Source organism: Marinobacter salexigens (assembly GCF_018860765.1).
Classification (GTDB): domain Bacteria; phylum Pseudomonadota; class Gammaproteobacteria; order Pseudomonadales; family Oleiphilaceae; genus Marinobacter; species Marinobacter salexigens_A.
This window is the reverse complement of the sequence record NZ_JAHKPV010000021.1, coordinates 1-17371: the sequence shown is the minus strand read 5'-3', so window position 1 is coordinate 17371 and position 17371 is coordinate 1. Positions and strand designations below refer to the sequence as shown.

Genomic DNA, 17371 nt, shown 5'->3' with positions numbered 1-17371 from the left:
GTAGAACGGATAATAATCAGGCCATATGCCGCATGTTAGGCATGGAACCTGAGGAACGTCGTGATTTCAACGACTGCTTTTTGGAAAGCACCTCTCTGATTCGGCGCAGTTTTTCTTCAAGAGTGGTATCGGTGCCAGCTTTTAAATCTGCAAAGTCAATGGAGTAAAAGAAGTTGCTGCAGTGCTTTCTGCGTTCGGTTACCAGTCCTGGCACGTTCTCTGCACGGATTTTATCAAAGGGCATGTCCATAATGAGGTCCAGCAAAACGGTGTCGCCGGGCTTGAACATCTTGTCCGTCTTGATAACACAACCGTAAGAATCCAGTTCAAACAGCGCGGCTTCAACTCGTTCCTTGCGGAACAGGCTGTGCCGAACTGTGAAACGGGCAACAAGATCGGGCAACGCTTCATTCATGAATTCTGAGTCTCTGCTGCGGCTGGCTTGATATCGATTAAACAATAGACACTGGACAAAGGTTTTGCAATGCCGTCAGTGTCATACGATAAACCTTTGAGGCGGTTCTTCAACACTTAACGAGTGATAATTTCGTACATGTCAATTCTGCGGTCTTTAAGGTTAGTTACCGACCCTTCGTTACGAACCAGTGTCAGCTTTTCCAAGTCCATATCTGAGAACATGATCATCTCGGTATTTGGCGTTGTCTCTGCCATCACGGCGTCATGAGGAAAGGCAAAGTCAGACGGTGAGAACACGGACGACTGGGCATATTGTACGTCTAGATTTTCCACTTTTGGTAGGTTCCCGACGCTGCCAGTGATCACGACATAGCATTCATTCTCTATTGCTCTGGCCTGAGCGCAATGACGAACACGCAGATAGCCGTTTTTTGTGTCCGTCCAGAAGGGCACACAGATAATGTCGACTTCTTTGGCGGCTGCAATTCGGCCTAGTTCCGGAAATTCGATGTCATAGCAAATCAGAATCGCGACACGCCCAGAATCTGTATCGAAAACCTCAAACTGGTCACCGCCTTCAATGACCCAGTCACGGCGCTCGTGGGGCGTGATATGAATTTTACGCTGCTCGTCCACCCGGCCATCGCGATGACAAAGGTAAGATACATTATAGACTCTGTCATTCTCGAGAAGAGGCATGGAGCCGGTGATAATGTTGATATTGTAACTCACAGCCATATCCGACATTCGGTCTCGGAACTGTTGAGTAAAACCGGCGAGGAAGCGGATAGCACGGGTCTGATCCACCTGATCGGTCAGCCCCATTAACGGCGCGTTGAAAAATTCTGGGAAAAGGGCAAAGTCACTTTTGTAATCAGAAAGTGCATCTACAAAATACTCTACCTGTTCCAGAACTTCTTCGACCGAGGCAAATTCACGCATCTGCCATTGCACGGCACCCATGCGAACCTGAGTTTTCTTTTCGTTCAGCACCGAGGAGGGCGGGGTGTATAGAATATTCCGCCACTCCAATAACGTTGCATACCCCAGAGATTTTTCGTCTTCCGGCAGGTATTTGTGCATCAAACGGGTAACTTGAAAATCATTTGACAGCTGAAAGCTCAGGATTGGATCGTAGATGTCTTTGCGATCAACCCGGTCAATGTATTCTGCAGGTGAGTATTGGTCTGAATACTTGAAGTAACCGGGAATCCGCCCGCCAGCAAGAATGGCCCGCAGGTTGATCGAGCGGCAAAGTTCCTTGCGTGCTTCATACAGGCGGCGACCTAGTCGATATCCGCGGTAATCCGGATGAATGAAAACATCCAGCCCATAAAGGGAATCACCTTTTGGATTGTGCCAAATCTGCTCGTTGCGCAAAATCAGGTCATCGTAGGTGTGAGGATTACTAAAACGCTCGTATTTAACGGATACCGTCAGCGCGACGGCAACCAACTGACCGTTATCCTCAATGCAGATCTGTCCATCCGGGAACTGTTCAACCAGCGCTTTTATGGTGTCTTTTGGCCAAGATCCGCCAATATCGTCGTAAACGCGATCCATGAGAACCTGAAGTTGTTTATAATCATCAAGTGTCAGGTTTCGAAGGTTTAAGTGCAGTTCTTCATGGGCCATTCAGTGGAACTCCTGTATGGCGGTGGAGTGGATTTGTGACACAAGCTTATCAGAAGGTACTAAAGAGTTCGCACCATCAGCCGTAAACCAATGAAACAATCCTAGGAGTGCGCCGTGAATCTTACATTCGGTCAAAAACTATTGGTCACTTTCAGCATTCTGCTCATTTTGGTGATGGCTGCCTTTACGATTTCGGGCAATCTCCGCTTGCAGAATACGTCCCAAACCTATGTGGATGCGTTAATTGAAAACACCGTAGATCAGAACACGTCAAGCATTGCCGAGTGGCTCAATACTCGACTCGTAATGACGGAAGCAACGGCTAAAGCTCTTGAAACGAGTGCGAACGATGAGCAGGCACGTACATTACTGCAGGCGATTTCTACCGGCGGCGGCTTTAAGGATGTTTACGTGGGTAGAACTGATGGATATATGTTGATGAAAACTCAGGCTGATAGCGATACGTTGCCAGCCGATTATGATCCGCGTACCCGTCCCTGGTACAAGAAGGCTATGGATCTTGGCCGCTCTTCCCTTACTGACCCGTATTTAGATGCAGCCTCAGGCGAGTTCATAATTTCAACACTCGCCCCTGTAAAACAGGGATCCTATCAAGGCGTTGCCGGTGCAGATATTACGTTGAAAGCCATTGACGACATGCTGTCGGTGATTAATCTGGCTGGCACGGGTTATGCCGCGCTTATCAGTCATGAAGGCACAGTATTGTACCATCCGAACGAAGACCTGATCGGAAAGAATATCAGCTCCCTACTAGGTGAGTCTCCAAACCTGAAAGGCGCCGCACAAAGCTATGAGCAGGACGACACCCCATGGAGTGCAAGCTTTCATTCCATTAGTAATGCCCGTGGTGTTGACTGGTATTTGGGTACCTTCGTTAATGAAGATAAAATACACGCTCCGGTTCGCAGCGCTATGATGGCGGGAGCGATTATCGCCGTTATCGGCCTTTTGGTATCGCTGGTTGTTCTACACATTGGTATCCGCACGCTGATGGCCCCAGTTCGTCGGTTGAATGCGGCGATGGCGGATATTGGCTCGAACGATGCAGATCTAACGCAGCGTTTGGACGACAGTGCCCGTGACGAATTTGGGCAACTGGCCTCGAGCTTTAACCAGTTTGTAGAGAAAATCCACGAGGTGGTTCGCGAAGTACAGCAGGGTAGTAATGAGCTAGCCACTAACGTAGTCGCACTTAGGGATACCGCGAAAACCAGTCGCAGCAGCGTTGAGAGCCAGCAAACTGAAGTGGATATGGTTGCTGCTGCAATTAACGAAATGTCCGCTGCTGCAGGTGAAATTGCACAGAATGCCCAACAAACAGCTGACGCAGCAAATACCGCTGATGGCGACAGCCGAGCTTCGCTGGAAACCGTCTCAGCTTCTCGGGATGCGGTGCAAAAGCTATCTCATGAGGTCAGCGCGGCAACTGAAGTAATAGACGCACTAGGTAAAGATGTAGCTTCCATCACATCTGTACTTGAGGTTATTCAGGGTATTGCCGAGCAGACCAACCTGCTGGCCTTGAACGCGGCTATCGAAGCTGCGCGAGCAGGGGATGCCGGTCGTGGCTTTGCAGTGGTTGCAGATGAAGTTCGAAATCTCGCCCAGCGCACCCAGTCCAGCACAGAAGAAATCAACAACATGATTGAACGTTTGCAGAAAGGCGCCAGTGACGCGGTAGACGTTATGAAAGCCTCAACGGCAGTGTCTAACGTCAGTATGGAAAAAGCACAAGATGCGATGGACTCCCTGAATCGAATTGCCGAAGCCATTACCGCCATTAGCCAGATGACCTCTCAAATTGCGACCGCTTCCGAAGAGCAAACATCAGTTACTGAAGAACTGAACTCATCGATTACCCGCATTGCGGATCAGGGGCAAGAAGCTGCAGCGGCCGCTAGCGAGAACGACGTTTATAGTGGACATATCGAACAGATAGGTCAGACGCTGAATGGAAACGTATCTCGCTTCCGAGTGTAAAACGGGGTTAGCGGCTCAGTAATTGGATGCGCCGGCGCAGGTTATTCAGTGTTTGGCGCCCAATGTTATCTGATTCCTCGCTCAGCAAGGGATTTTCCAAAACAATGATTTTGCGCCTATCCAAATTCAGATTAGCGACTGCGGCTCCATAATACTGTTCAAGGAACACACCGAAGCTCCCATCACGGATGGCACGCTCTAAGCCCAGCTGTAGACGATGGGCGGTAACCTGATCATCTGGCGCAACAAACAGATAAGAGGGCATTGGGTAGGCCAACACAAGGCCGGGTTCTATAGTCAGTTTCGGATCGTTTTCAAGTTTCAGATCATTGGCAACCTCGCTCACACCTCTGGCAAAGCAGTCGAACCGGTGCTTTCTCAGCATTCCAAACAATATTTCGTAGCGGGAGTGGGTAATCACCGGAATATCGTTCTCTTTGAGAATCGAGGTGTCGGGCCAATGATCACCTTGCCCGATTCTCACGCCTCTTTCTCGTAGGTCTGCAAGGGAGGATATTTTATTGAAGAGCGGAAGGCTTTCAGGCATGACGACGCAGACGCGAAACCCAAGCAGCCCTCCATCTACTGGGATGGGAATCGGTGTTAAATAGTGCTCCCGTTCCGCAGTTGTTGCCACGTTGGCAATGTCCACCAAGCGGTGATTACCCCTCCCCAGCTCGCGTAAGGCGCGGCCTTGGCTCAGTTCATCGCTACGAAGTATGCGGAAGTCTCCATACTCTGGCGTTTTCTCCAATGCCATTGCTACGAGAGCGTAGATTGCTGGGCTGTCATAATTCCGATACCACAACACGTAATCCTGTGCAGGAGGGTGTACCGAATTCGCAAAGGCTAGGGATTTTTCCGGCGCTACTACGGCATCACCAGCACTCTTGAACGAGTTGGTGTGAGCGAAGCTGCTCCATGAAAGAGCGCCCAGAAGTGTTAGAGAGAGACCTACGGCAGCCATCCTTTTGGGACTCGCTCGGTCACGGATTAAACTGTTTACGTATGGCACCATCTGAGTCCTTTTGACGGCTTTCCGATTGACGGTTTGCCGAATCCGTTCTCACAGCCATTCATTAGTCACATCATTGTTATGACGATATTCAACATAGACACTGTAGATCAGAAAGTGGCGGGGGAACCGTGAATCTGTCAAAAATATTGTAAAAGAGTGTTGCGATCTACTCCGGACTTTATAATCATCCGCCTCAATCAATTTTCAGGAGCGGACTAATGGCCTTTATTGACAGCATTATCGGGGCAACTGGACAGTGGATTTCCACCACGGACCCTAAGGCAACTCTCGCGCAACCGGTAGAGTGGTTGAAGAAAACTGGAGGCTATGCGGCTGTTAACCGTCTTATTGGGCTTTCGATACCTTTCGCGCCTAGAAACCGTTTTAGCGTAGAAGAAGTTCGCCCGGGCTATGTGCGAGCGCGAATTCAGCTTAAGGGGAATAAAAATCACTTTGGCAGCTTGTATGCTGGCGCCTACTTTTTAGTGGCGGAAATACCCGGGGGCGTCTTAACCCTTTTTGATTTAGGCCCCGCTTACACACCGATTTTGAAGGAAATGACACTTCAGTTTTTGCAGCCAGCCAATTCAGATGTCACCGTTGAATTTGAGCTATCGCCAGAGGAGGTAGCGGAAATCCTTTCCGATGCAGACGCAACCGGTCGGGCAAAGTTCTCTCTGGAGGGAGTGTTGCGGGATATGGATGGCAATCACGTTGCTACATCCATCGCGCAATACCGTGTGCGTAAAAAAGGATTCAAGCCCGAGGCTTAAAGAGAGGCTTCGGACATTGCTCAATGCCTAGTCAAGCTCAGCAATGGCGGCGAGGAAAATCTCACCGTATTTTTCAAGCTTGGCAGCACCCACACCGCTTACGCCAGCAAGCTCATCGAGGGTTTGGGGTTTACGCTCCAGCATGTCAAACAAGGTAGTGTCGTGGAAAATCACGTAGGGCGGCACACCTTGTTTTTCAGCAAGCTGCTTACGACAAGCGCGCAACGCTTCCCAGCCTACATGGTCCGTAACCTGATCTTTCACTGCGTTGCCAGATCTACTGCTTGAAGTGCGACTTGACGACGTTTTAATTACAGGGTCTTTGCGCAGTTCAACCTTATGCTCGCCTTTTAGTAATGGTCGGCATTGTTCGGTAAGCTGCAAAGCTCCATAACCTTCGGGGTCGGCACGCAGATAGCCGTTAGCCACCAATTGACGGAACACCGACTTCCATTCGTTAACGGAAAGCTCGGTTCCTATGCCATAGGTTGATACTTGGTTATGCCCCAGCTGTTGAACACGTTCATTTTCTGAACCGCGCAACACATCAATCAGGTGCGTAACACCAAAACGCTGGCCAGTGCGGAAAACGCAAGACAGGGCTTTTTGCACGGCAACTGTACCATCCCAAGTTTTAGGTGGGTTCAGGCAGGTGTCGCAGTTACCACATGGCGCCTCTAGTTCGTCTCCGAAGTAGTTCAGCAAAACTTGCCGGCGGCATTTGGTTACTTCACACAGGCCCAGCATGGCATCCAGCTTCTGCCGCTCGATACGTTTGAAGTGGTCGTTACCCTGTGAGGCTTCCAGCATCTGCCGCAGTTTGATGACATCTTGAAGACCGTAAACCATCCACGCAGTTGAAGGTTTGCCATCGCGGCCTGCACGGCCGGTTTCCTGATAATAAGCTTCCAAACTTTTAGGCAGATCCAGATGTGCCACAAAGCGCACATCCGGCTTATCAATGCCCATGCCGAAGGCAATGGTGGCAACAATAATTACGCCGTCTTCCCGAAGAAACCGTTCTTGATTGCGAGCCCGGTCATTTGCAGGAAGCCCGGCATGGTAGGGCAGAGCGGTATAGCCTTTCTGCGCGAGCATATTTGCCGTAGCGTCAACCTTGTTTCGGGATAGGCAATAGACAATGCCGCAATGTGATTCATGTTCTGCTTTAATAAAGTCAAGCAACTGTTTGTTTGCATTCGTTTTAGGTGCAATCCGATACTGGATGTTCGGTCGGTCAAAGCCGCTAATAAAGTGTCGCGCGTTAGTGAGAGACAGGCGTTCAGCGATCTCTTTACGTGTACGCTCATCAGCAGTAGCAGTGAGAGCAATCCGGGGAATCGACGGAAATTCATTAGCCAGTAATGTCAGCTGCAGGTAATCAGAGCGGAAGTCGTGTCCCCACTGGGAAACGCAGTGGGCTTCATCAATGGCAAACAACGAGATAGAGGCATCGTGCAGCAGTTCGAGCGTGCTGGGCTGTATCAATCGCTCGGGGGCACAATAGAGCAAATCCAGTTCGCCGGTGCTTAGTGCGTACTCCGTGGCGCGTGCTTGCTCAAAATCCATGGTGGAGTTCAGGAACGCCGCACGCACACCTAGCTCACGTAGAGCAGCAACCTGATCCTGCATGAGGGCAATCAACGGTGAAATTACAATTGCGGTGCCCGGGCGAACAAGAGCCGGAACCTGATAACAGAGGGACTTGCCACCGCCCGTGGGCATAAGTACCAGAGCATCGCCGCCGGAAACCACCTCATGAATGATCTCCCCCTGCAATGGCCGGAAGGATTCGTATCCAAACACCTCGTGTAAAACCCGTTCGGGGCTCTTGCCTGAGGTGGTAGGCCTCTCTGCAGAAAGCTGTTCAAAGTCCTGGTCGGGATACATAGAATAACCGGTCAATCGCGAAGCTGGGGTGAAATCAGGGAGTGGATCATACCAGATTCAGAATGAGGAATGGCCGAGGAAGCCGTGTTTTGGGAGGCAAAACCAAGGGAAAGTCGATACAATGTCGCGGTTTTAATTTAAGGACTCGCGGCTCACTATATCCGTTACTAACATAAGAACAGGGCATACATGCAGGAATTTGACGCCATCCGTCCCTATTCGGACGAAGAAACCGGGCCGGCAATCAAACGATTGGTCAATGATCAGGAATTTCTGGACATGGTCGGCCGCTTCAAGTCGCCTCTGATGGCTCGGTGGGCTCCCGGCCCCTTGCGCTTTCTAACCCGCCGCTGGCTGAGTAACCGTTTCGGTCACTTCACCCGAGTGGATGACTTGCAGGCGGGCCTCTCGGGGTATATCGGTGAGCTCATCGAAAACACCACCACCCGTGTGACAACGAGTGGTATTGAGAATTTAGGCAAACAGGGTGCCTATCTGTTTATCTCAAACCACAGGGACATTGTGTTTGATCCCATGGTGGTGAATTACCTTTTGTTTCACAACAATCTGCACACTACTCGCATAGCTATTGGCGACAACTTGCTCGCCAACCGCGTGTTCGCTGAAATGATGCGGCTTAATAAGAGTTTTATCGTTCGCCGTGATATGACCAGCCCGCGGGAAATGCGCGACGCATATCTAACGCTTTCCGGCTTTATTAATCACAGCATCGCCAACAACAAAAATATCTGGATTGCCCAGCGAGAGGGTCGCGCTAAAGACGGTCTGGACTATACCGACCCGGCAATCATAAAAATGTTCTACATGAGCTGCAAAAAAAGCGGGTTGAGCTTCGCCGAAGCCATGAACAAACTCCGTATCGTTCCGGTTTCTATCTCCTACGAATATGACCCTTGCGATGCTGACAAAGCCCGTGAATTAGAAACCAAGGCCCGTTGCGGCAGTTATAAAAAAGCAGAAGGTGAAGACACCGAGCAAATAATGAAAGGCCTAACCGAGTTCAAAGGCCATGTTCACGTCCACTTTGGCGCTCCGATTATCGACTCTCCTGAAAACGCTAAAGAGCTTGCCGGGCTGGTTGATAGTGAAATACATGCTAATTATCACTTGCATGCATCAAACCTTGTAGCCTATGAGGTACGAAGCTCGCATTCTGAAAATGCCGTGAGCTTTGATGCCGCTCGCAGCTCAGTGGTTACTGCAGGGAATTGGACTGAAGAAGAGGTGCAGGCAGCTAGAGCGGAAATGGATAAGCGATTGACCGCTTGTGATCCGGCGATCCGCCCCTATCTGTTGGATATGTATGCCAACCCGGTTCAAACCGCACTGGATGCAAACGCCAAGCTAAACACGCCGGGCTAACCCGGACAAACTCCCTTTGAAATAACGAGGTACTGCGTGCAGGATCTTCAGTATATTGAGCTGGAAACTCGAGCTAACCCGACAGCTGCCGTTATCTGGTTGCACGGTCTTGGCGCCAGTGGCCACGATTTTGAGCCCGTAGTGCCGGAACTTGGCCTGCCAGACGACGCTGCTGTGCGTTTCATATTTCCGCACGCTCCCAACCTGCCCGTCACTATCAATGGCGGTATGAGCATGCCCGCTTGGTATGATATCAAAGCTATGGATATTGACCGGGTTGTAGACACGGATCAATTGATGGATTCGTCGCGCGCCGTGGGTAAGCTCATCGAACGGGAAATCGAGAGGGGTATTCCATCTGAAAACATTGTGATTGCAGGGTTTTCGCAAGGTGGGGCAGTTGCCTATGAGTTAGGACTGGCCTATCCGAAACGCTTGGCGGGGATCTTGGCGCTTTCTACCTACTTCGCCACGGCAAAAACTGTGCAGCCTTCCGGGGCAAATGCGGGCATACCCATCAGCATCTACCACGGAACTTTCGACCCCATGGTTCCGGAGGCTCTTGGCGTGCGCAGTGTAGAAACGCTAAAAGAAATGGGCTTCGAGCCAACGTATATGACCTTCCCTATGGAGCACAGTGTTTGCTTAGAGGAAGTTCAGGACATCGGGCGCTTTATCTGCAAGCACGCCCTTTAGATCGGCATTAAAGACCAACTCACCGGCATTTTAGCTTCGCCAGAATGCCGGCGAAAGTACGATTACTACGCTGAGAATCTCCAGTCGCCCCATTAGCATGCCAACCGCCAGAACCCACTTGGCGGGATCGGGCAGGGGGCCAAAGTTCCCCGCAGGACCAATAATGTCACCAAGCCCCGGGCCTACGTTGGTGAGGGCCGTAAGTGCGCCCGATAAAGACGTTACAAAGTCGAGCTGCATGGCCGCTAACGAAACGGTGATCAATAAAAGGCACAGCAGAAAAATAAATGTGTAAGCGATCATCGATGCAATTATATCGTCACTTACCGCGCGGCCATTATAGTTACGGGTCAGCACAGCCCGTGGGTGCAGTAAGCGAATCATCTGTTCCCGAAGTACGATCAGCGAGAGCTGAAAGCGGAAAATCTTCATACCCCCGGATGTTGACCCGGAACACCCGCCAATAAACATTAAAAAGAAAAACAGCACGAATGCCAGCGGCCCCCAAGCTGAGTAGTCCTCTGACGCATAGCCGGTTGTTGTCACCACTGATGTAACGTTGAACAAAGTAGCTACATAGTTATGCAGCGGGTCAAATGGTACCGGCGACACCGACCAGCGGTACAGTGTGAGCAGGGCTGGAATCACCAGAAGTATGGTTAAAAACAGCCTGACCTGCTGATCTCTGAATAGAACGCCGCGCTGACCATGAAGCTCCCGCACGAAGAGGAAAAATGGCAAGCTGCCAATCATCATAAAGAATGATGCTTCCATCAGAATCAAATCACTGAACTTACCCATACTCAGATCCGAGGTGGAAAAGCCACCCGTAGCGATGCTGGTTAAGCCGTGATTGAAGGCATCAAACAGCGTCATGCCTGAAAGCCAGTAAGTGACGACAGCTATGGTTGAAAAAACGAGGTACACGAAGAGTAGGCCACGACTCAGCGTTTTCATTCTGGGTAGGGCTTTGTCTGTCCACTCTGACGACTCAGTAGCAAACAATCTCATTCCGCCAACACGGAGAAACGGCAGCACGGCAACGAACATGCCGATTATCCCGATTCCGCCTATCCACTGCAGAATCGAGCGCCAGAGGAGGAGGTCTCTATCCATATTATCCAGACCACTGAATACCGTGGCACCTGTGGTAGTAATGCCTGAAGCGCCCTCGAAGAATGCATCTGCAGCGGAAATGCCGTCATCACTGAGGTAAAAAGGTAGAGCGGAGAGCAGGGCGATAATGAACCAGGACGACACGGTAAGCACGAACATATACCGTGGTTTCAAATCTCGGGGCTTGCGATAAGTGGAGACTAGGCCAAGCAGCCCAATACCCAATACGATAGCTGCAGATTCTACAAACGACAGCGCGTTCGGTGCGCCTGAGCCGAGCAATAGGAACACCGGCAGCGTCATGAATATGCTTAGCAGCACAAACATGAGGCTTACAATAAAAATAACAGGGTAGAGGTTTCTCAATGGATGCCCGAGCTAGCTGAACCGAGAGAGTGCGCCAGAATACCTGTGAGAGAACTCATCCGCAAGGAAACTCGCGGGCCGGGGCGGGATTAACTGGGCATTAAAATGCCGTCAGCAAGCAAGGTAATGCGCGTTTACATGTAGAAAAGCCAAGTCGATTCATGCAATCTGATTATCCGACAGTAATGGAATCCAAACAGGACGGTCACGTTGAACCACCTCGCCCATCTTTTTCTTGCGCCCGACTCGCCAGAGGCGCGTGTGGGGAGCATGCTTGGAGATTTTACCCGAGGGGTAGACGTGGCGGCGCTTCCATCTTCCGTAAGACTTGGCGTTCGCCATCATCTAGCCGTGGACAGCTTTACTGACAGGCACCCCGATGTGCTCGCCAGCAAGCGGATGTTCTCTGCTCAACGCCGACGGTTTGCGGGCGTTGCTCTGGATGTTTTGTACGACCACTTTCTATTACGGCATTGGAGCGAATTCACAAACGCTGATCAAAATGCCTTTATAACTATGGTGTATGCGGAACTTCAGACTAATGAGAGCTTGATGTCACCCAGCATGAGCAAAACAACCCGGCATTTGGTATCCCACGATTGGTTCGGATCGTATCGCAACCTCGACAACATTGGTTACGCCTTGGATAGAGTAGCGGCACGTATTCGATTCCAGAATTCGTTTGCAGGCATGATTGAAGAAATACGCCCTTTGCATTCCCAACTCGAAGAGCATTTTTTATCATTTTTCCCTGATTTACAGGAATTTGCAGGAGGAATTGAATGACGTTTCTGGCACCTTTTTCACGCGCCGCAGCTTTCTCACTCGCAGCTGCGCTTGTTATGCCAACAGTGACCCTGGCAGAACCGGCGGCACTCAACGACGAATCTTCGGTCCCCGAAACCTTGGGGTTTGTTGAATGGGTTGTGATGAATGACACCGGCTTGCGGCTTAAAGCTCGGTTGGATACCGGTGCCAAAACCTCATCGTTGCACGCAGTGAACGTGGAAGAGTTCCAACAAGACGACCAGAAATGGGTGAAGTTCCAAATTCCTCTGGCAGACCATAAAGATCATCCTGTGGAAGACGAAAGCACCATTAATCACGAAGAAATTATTCTTGAACTTGAGCGGCCGGTGGAACGGACCGTATTGATAAAACGTAAAGGCGCTCCTTCTCAGCGGCGTTACGTTGTGATGATGGATTTTTGTATTGCCGGAACTAACCATCAAACCCAGTTTTCGTTGACTGACCGGGGTAATTTCTCTTATCCGGTTCTGTTGGGCCGCCGTTTTATGCGGGACGACAACATCTTAATAGATTCCGCAGACAGCTTTATTGCTAATAAAGAGTGCGAATATATGAGTTTGGAGGAGCTTGTGGACAATCAGCAAGCCAAGATTGTCGAGGTGGATAAAAAAAGCTAGCGTTTCTCTAAATTGCTGAGCCGTGTTTCCTTTGGAACTTATCTTGTCTGGAACGAAGTAATTCATTCGTTGAAAATGTCGTAAGCAACTTTATACTTACACATGCATGATTATGTCTAGCATGAAAAAAAGCATAGACGCATAATTATCCCAAAGGAAATGAAATATGAAAAAGAACAACACGTTATATTTGTTTTCTGCTGTGCTGCTGTCATCAGCTTTAGCCGGTTGCGGCGGATCTTCATCCGGCTCTTCATCTGGCTCTCCCCCCGAAGTCTCCGACCCTGGTGGTCAGGAATCTGGCCTTTCAGGTGTTGTACGTAACTACTACACAGGTGAGCCCATTGCGGGGGCTGTGGTCACCCTTAACGCCTCTGGGCTCGATGAGCCTCTGCGTGTAACCTCGGGAGGCGAGGGTGCATTTAGCTTCAGTGCGCCGGAACAGGCCGGAAGAGCCACACTGTCTGGCCGGGCTACAGGGTTCGGCTCCAGCTCGCTTGTCACCTCCACTGCGGCGGATGCTAACAATGACAGCCTAGAGCTCTCATTGCTCCCGGCTCAGCTTACCACGACATTCGCAGGTGATACCGGAGCTTCATTGGACGTAGAAGGTCGTCAGGATATTGCCGTTCTTCCAGCAAATGCGTTCGGTACTAACGGTACGCCCTACACAGGCACCGTAAACGGCCAAGTCACTATCCTGAACCCGGCGAGTGACCCGTCTATCATCCCAGGGGCTTACACCATTTTGGATGAGAATGGCCAACCGGGCCTGTTGACTACATTTGGTGCTGTCACCTTTGATTTTACAGATGAAAATGGAAACCCACTGCAGCTTAACAGTGGCACTCCTGTAACGATTAGAATTCCGTTGGCTGATGGCATCAGCTCAAGTAACGCTCCTGCATCTGTCCCTCTGGCATGGTTTGATGAAACAACCGGTGATTGGATTCAAGAAGGCGAAGCGTCGTTGGTCGGCAGCTATTACGAGGGCACTGTAACGCATTTCACAACGTGGAATACGGTTGATGTGTATACACCCGTGGATGTCACAGGGCGTGTTGTTGATGGCGCAGGGAATCCTGTAGCTGGCGCTGAGGTTCGAGCTCAGGGCTATGACTACATTGGAATGAATACAGTTCTGACGCGAGCTGATGGTACTTTCTCGCTACCTGCCCGAGCAAACTCGGAGATATTGATTTCTGCCTATCGAAATACCACATCGAATACCCGTGAAGTTCAAGTTGGCTCTGGGAATACGGCTTTAGAAAACGACCTAATACTGTCTGACTCAGCGGTTGCAATCACGCTCACATGGGCTCAAAATCCACGCGACTTAGACTCTCACCTGCTTGGGCCAGCAGATGAGTCAGATACGCATGAGTTTCATGTCGCGTACTACAGGCAACGTGTAGTTGTCGGTGATACTACAATCGAACTGGATGTCGACGATACCTCAAGCTTCGGTCCTGAAGTTGTAACAATCCCAAGCTTCCCGTATGCCGGTCGCTATCGCTATCTTGTGCACTTGTATGCGGGTAGTGGCACGATCGAAAACTCACCTGCGCGCGTAGAGTTTTCAATTGGTGGTCAGACACAAATTTTCTCTCCGCAAAACGCACAAGGTAGTGTTTCGGACTGGTGGGCCGTAGCAGATCTTGTTGTAGATGGAGCAGGTAATGTTCGTCTTGATCCAGTACAACAATGGCGTGAAGACGAAGGGGAAAGGTTCTCCGTTTCAGGGTTCAGTCTGAACTCTATGGCCAATCCGGCTACAACAGCTGCTAAGCGTAAGTACTATAGTGAAGCGCAGTAAGTAATAATTTGCTTCAATACAAAGGCCCGCATGCGCGGGCCTTTGTAATTTTATATGAATTGAAAGCGCTTTCAGCCCACATAATCTCGACAAAACCTCTCGATCACTGCAGTCACAATATCCAGCTTCTCCCTGTGCGGAACATGCCCGCAATCCTTTAAAAGCTCCATGACACACGGCCCTGCCGGCAGTGAAGTGTACAGCTCAGGGTGCGCACCTGAACCAAATTCGTCGTCTTCACCGTGGATGGCAAGAACAGGGCAGTGCACCTTGGTTAGGGTCTCTTTCAGATTCCAGTGTCGGAACTCCTCAGAGAGCCACGTATCCGTCCATGCACTTAGCACCCATTCCGCTTTTTCACCGTGGTACTTTCTTAATCTATCTATTTGGCCATCTTGGGTAAAAACCTGTTTGGCATCTTGGATACCTTCCACAGTTCGATCCTCAACAAATGCCTGAGCCGCTTCTGTAATAAGTGCAATGCATTGCTCAGGGAAGGAGGCTGCACACTCCGCAGCCATCGGGCCACCCACGCTATGCCCCAAGGCAATAAACGCTTCTATGCCAAGCTCATGATGAATCGCTGCAAACGGGCCGCTCGCCTCGCTATGAATGAAATCAGTTTCCAGTTTTTCCGTTCGGATATACGAGCGCCCGAAACCGGGCCGGTCGTATGCGATCACTTTTCGGCCAAGAGACAGCGCAAGCTGTTCTGGGAAGTCACGCCAAAGATCCACGCTTCCTAGCGAGTCATGAAACAGCACAACAGGTGCCATGGTTGACGTCTGGGGGCTTGCCTCAGGCGACCAGCTCTTTACGTAGATGCCACCGGTAGGGGTGGAAACAAAGTGTTCTTGTTTGTAGGTCGAATGCATTGATATTCCATTCCTGTCCGAACTTTACACATTATTCTGACATTATGGCGTTATCCAATTTAAAAACTACTGACACAAGAAATGATGGCCGAAAAAGAGAGCTAAAGTGTCCCTGATTTCCTGTTTTGTCGAAGGCTTTTAGCCAGTCCCGGTAATGTTCTTCTCCTGATGGGCAAATGACTATAATCAATGATGTTTTCCGTTATGAAGAGTAATTTCAGGGCCTCATAATCTGGTGCAAAAGTGCCTTTTTTGGCATTTTTTGATTACACCGTTGGCGGAGGAATATCCGATGCGATGCAGTTTTAGCGTGCTCAGTAGTGACCGGTTTTATCCGCACCTCTCGCGAGCAGTGGCTCCGCTATTGGTAACAATCGCAATGGGTTTGATCCTACTCTCATCTATATTTTCGACGAATGCTTATGCAGAAGCTATGACTATTGATACCGCGATCAACAAGGCTGGTATGCAGCGAATGTTGACTCAACGGATTACTAAGTCTTATCTGCTCATTGGTCAGGACGTCGCCGCTGATAAAGCTCAAAAACAGCTAGATTCCAGTATGGCTCTTTTTGAGGAGCATCTCGGCGAGCTCGAAGAGTTTTCACCTACGCCTGCAATTACAGACGCTTTGCAGAACATACGACGTGAATGGAATAAATTTCGTCATTTGGCGATTGGAAGTCCAGAGCACCACCAAGCGCTTTCTGTGATCACAGATGGTTCGCGCTTATTGGAGATGTGTGAAAACACCGTCCAGCTACTTGAAGCACATTCGAGCAAGGGCAAGGGCGAACTGATCAATATCTCGGGGCGCCAGCGCATGTTGTCACAGCGGATTGGCATGCTATATGTTGCAAAGAGCTGGAAAGTCACCGATGAGGCGTTAGACAAAGCATTTCTACAAGCGCTCAATGATTTCGATCACGCGCTACAACGTTTGGGTACGTCGCCATTGAATACCAGCGAGATAAACCAAGCGTTAAAAGAAGTAACCGCCCAATGGGAGTTTTCACGATCGGGGTTTGAGTTGGGCGAAAGTGGGCACTATGTTCCGTTCGTTATTCAGGTGACAACTGAATCTATGCTTAAGAAAATGGATAAAATTACTGACTTGTACGTATCCCTCGAAGCGTCTTAATCAGCGCTTTCCATGGTTTTTCGTTTTCTTTAGCGAGGTCGTTAAGCTCAAAATTTCTGGTGATTAAAGTTGCACCTGAAATTCGCGCCGTTGTGAAAACAAGCAGATAGGAAAGGTTTCAAGATAGGGTAAATTTTTCTGTAAACCTTACTCGTAAATTCCTCCAAAAATTAAAGCTAAATCGGAAATTTGTCATCGTAAAAATATTACAATACAGTCAGTTACAGTCAAATCTACTTACAGATTAGACTAAGTAACAGGAAACGCAAGCAGCCCCATCAGTTGGCTTCTGGGGCGGTATTCGTGGTGGGGAAGTCAATTTAAATTGGTTGAATATTCAACCTATGAAAGGAGGGGAGGTTAGGTCAATCTAAAATGATGTGTTCCAATTTTCGATGAGAGCTTCGTACTCAGGGTCATCTTCAGTAGCGCCAATTTCATCAAAGTTTACATAGAATCCGGATCGACCGAATCCCACGTCCGTTACTACAAGGATTTGATCAAACTGATCTGCGCGACGATTCAACTGATCGAACAGAAACTCTCTTCCCGAGGTTGCAAGAGTCTCATCATAAAGAAAAATAATTCGCCCATAGCGGAGTGACGTGGCGGGCAAAGACCCGGAATACTCCTTCAGCAGTTCTCTAAATCTTCGCCTTGCTCGGAAATCGGACAAACGAGAAATGTTTCTCGGCCAGGAAGGGTGGTCAGATGTCATGCTGTAATCCCCCCATTTTAAGAGGGCATCAAAAGTAGAGTTCAGGCCACCATGGCCAATTTCTGTTGTGGGGTAATACCCCCCTCTGTCAGCCTAGTT

Annotated in this window: 15 protein-coding genes; 8 read left to right on the top strand and 7 right to left on the bottom strand. The window is 49.7% G+C overall.

Going from position 1 to position 17371, the window contains the following annotated elements; all coding sequences use genetic code 11:
* Nucleotides 1–16: 16 nt before the first annotated feature.
* Nucleotides 17–415, bottom strand: a complete 399-nt coding sequence (locus KO508_RS13725) for a hypothetical protein (RefSeq protein ID WP_216008889.1) — start codon at nucleotides 413–415, stop codon at nucleotides 17–19.
* A gap of 116 nt (nucleotides 416–531) precedes the next feature.
* The gene (locus KO508_RS13720; protein WP_216008888.1) at nucleotides 532–2052 is read right to left on the bottom strand and encodes a bifunctional GNAT family N-acetyltransferase/carbon-nitrogen hydrolase family protein; all 1521 of its coding nucleotides are present in this window, start codon (nucleotides 2050–2052) and stop codon (nucleotides 532–534) included.
* A gap of 114 nt (nucleotides 2053–2166) precedes the next feature.
* Between KO508_RS13720 and KO508_RS13715 the strand changes: the two genes are divergently transcribed.
* Nucleotides 2167–4053: a methyl-accepting chemotaxis protein gene (locus KO508_RS13715; RefSeq protein ID WP_216008887.1), complete on the top strand. Its 1887-nt coding sequence runs from the start codon at nucleotides 2167–2169 to the stop codon at nucleotides 4051–4053.
* 7 nt (nucleotides 4054–4060) lie between these two features.
* Here KO508_RS13715 and KO508_RS13710 read toward each other — a convergent pair whose 3' ends face one another.
* Nucleotides 4061–5020, bottom strand: a complete 960-nt coding sequence (locus KO508_RS13710; protein ID WP_216008886.1) for a transporter substrate-binding domain-containing protein — start codon at nucleotides 5018–5020, stop codon at nucleotides 4061–4063.
* 269 nt (nucleotides 5021–5289) lie between these two features.
* Here KO508_RS13710 and KO508_RS13705 point away from each other — a divergent pair, with 269 nt between their 5' ends.
* The gene (locus tag KO508_RS13705) at nucleotides 5290–5844 is read left to right on the top strand and encodes a DUF4442 domain-containing protein (RefSeq protein WP_216008885.1); all 555 of its coding nucleotides are present in this window, start codon (nucleotides 5290–5292) and stop codon (nucleotides 5842–5844) included.
* A gap of 27 nt (nucleotides 5845–5871) precedes the next feature.
* On the opposite strand, the gene recQ is transcribed toward KO508_RS13705, so the two are convergent.
* Nucleotides 5872–7734: a DNA helicase RecQ gene (gene recQ / locus KO508_RS13700; RefSeq protein WP_216008884.1), complete on the bottom strand. Its 1863-nt coding sequence runs from the start codon at nucleotides 7732–7734 to the stop codon at nucleotides 5872–5874.
* Nucleotides 7735–7923: 189 nt separating this feature from the next.
* On the opposite strand from recQ, the gene KO508_RS13695 reads away from it, so the two are divergent.
* Complete coding sequence (locus tag KO508_RS13695) at nucleotides 7924–9117, top strand: 1-acyl-sn-glycerol-3-phosphate acyltransferase (protein WP_216008883.1); 1194 nt, start codon at nucleotides 7924–7926, stop codon at nucleotides 9115–9117.
* Nucleotides 9118–9153: 36 nt separating this feature from the next.
* Nucleotides 9154–9813: an alpha/beta hydrolase gene (locus tag KO508_RS13690; RefSeq protein WP_216008882.1), complete on the top strand. Its 660-nt coding sequence runs from the start codon at nucleotides 9154–9156 to the stop codon at nucleotides 9811–9813.
* 30 nt (nucleotides 9814–9843) lie between these two features.
* On the opposite strand, the gene KO508_RS13685 is transcribed toward KO508_RS13690, so the two are convergent.
* On the bottom strand, nucleotides 9844–11256 hold the full coding sequence (locus KO508_RS13685; protein WP_216009763.1) for a TrkH family potassium uptake protein: 1413 nt from the start codon (nucleotides 11254–11256) through the stop codon (nucleotides 9844–9846).
* A gap of 249 nt (nucleotides 11257–11505) precedes the next feature.
* On the opposite strand from KO508_RS13685, the gene KO508_RS13680 reads away from it, so the two are divergent.
* The 3 genes from KO508_RS13680 to KO508_RS13670 all read left to right on the top strand — a co-directional run bounded on the left by KO508_RS13680 (nucleotide 11506) and on the right by KO508_RS13670 (nucleotide 14538).
* A complete protein-coding gene (locus KO508_RS13680; protein ID WP_216008881.1) occupies nucleotides 11506–12081 on the top strand; it encodes an ACP phosphodiesterase in 576 nt (191 codons plus the stop codon).
* The gene (locus KO508_RS13675; protein WP_436836621.1) at nucleotides 12078–12722 is read left to right on the top strand and encodes an ATP-dependent zinc protease family protein; all 645 of its coding nucleotides are present in this window, start codon (nucleotides 12078–12080) and stop codon (nucleotides 12720–12722) included. Before KO508_RS13680 ends, KO508_RS13675 begins: the two co-directional genes overlap by 4 nt.
* Before the next feature lie 166 nt (nucleotides 12723–12888).
* Entirely contained in the window at nucleotides 12889–14538 is a 1650-nt protein-coding gene (locus KO508_RS13670; protein ID WP_216008880.1) for a carboxypeptidase regulatory-like domain-containing protein, read from the top strand.
* A gap of 71 nt (nucleotides 14539–14609) precedes the next feature.
* Here the strand turns inward: KO508_RS13670 and KO508_RS13665 are convergent, their stop codons facing one another.
* Entirely contained in the window at nucleotides 14610–15413 is an 804-nt protein-coding gene (locus KO508_RS13665) for an alpha/beta fold hydrolase (protein WP_216008879.1), read from the bottom strand.
* 433 nt (nucleotides 15414–15846) lie between these two features.
* Here KO508_RS13665 and KO508_RS13660 point away from each other — a divergent pair, with 433 nt between their 5' ends.
* The gene (locus KO508_RS13660) at nucleotides 15847–16554 is read left to right on the top strand and encodes a type IV pili methyl-accepting chemotaxis transducer N-terminal domain-containing protein (RefSeq protein WP_216008878.1); all 708 of its coding nucleotides are present in this window, start codon (nucleotides 15847–15849) and stop codon (nucleotides 16552–16554) included.
* 370 nt (nucleotides 16555–16924) lie between these two features.
* Here the strand turns inward: KO508_RS13660 and KO508_RS13655 are convergent, their stop codons facing one another.
* Entirely contained in the window at nucleotides 16925–17272 is a 348-nt protein-coding gene (locus KO508_RS13655) for a hypothetical protein (RefSeq protein ID WP_216008877.1), read from the bottom strand.
* Between the last annotated feature and the right edge of the window lie 99 nt (nucleotides 17273–17371).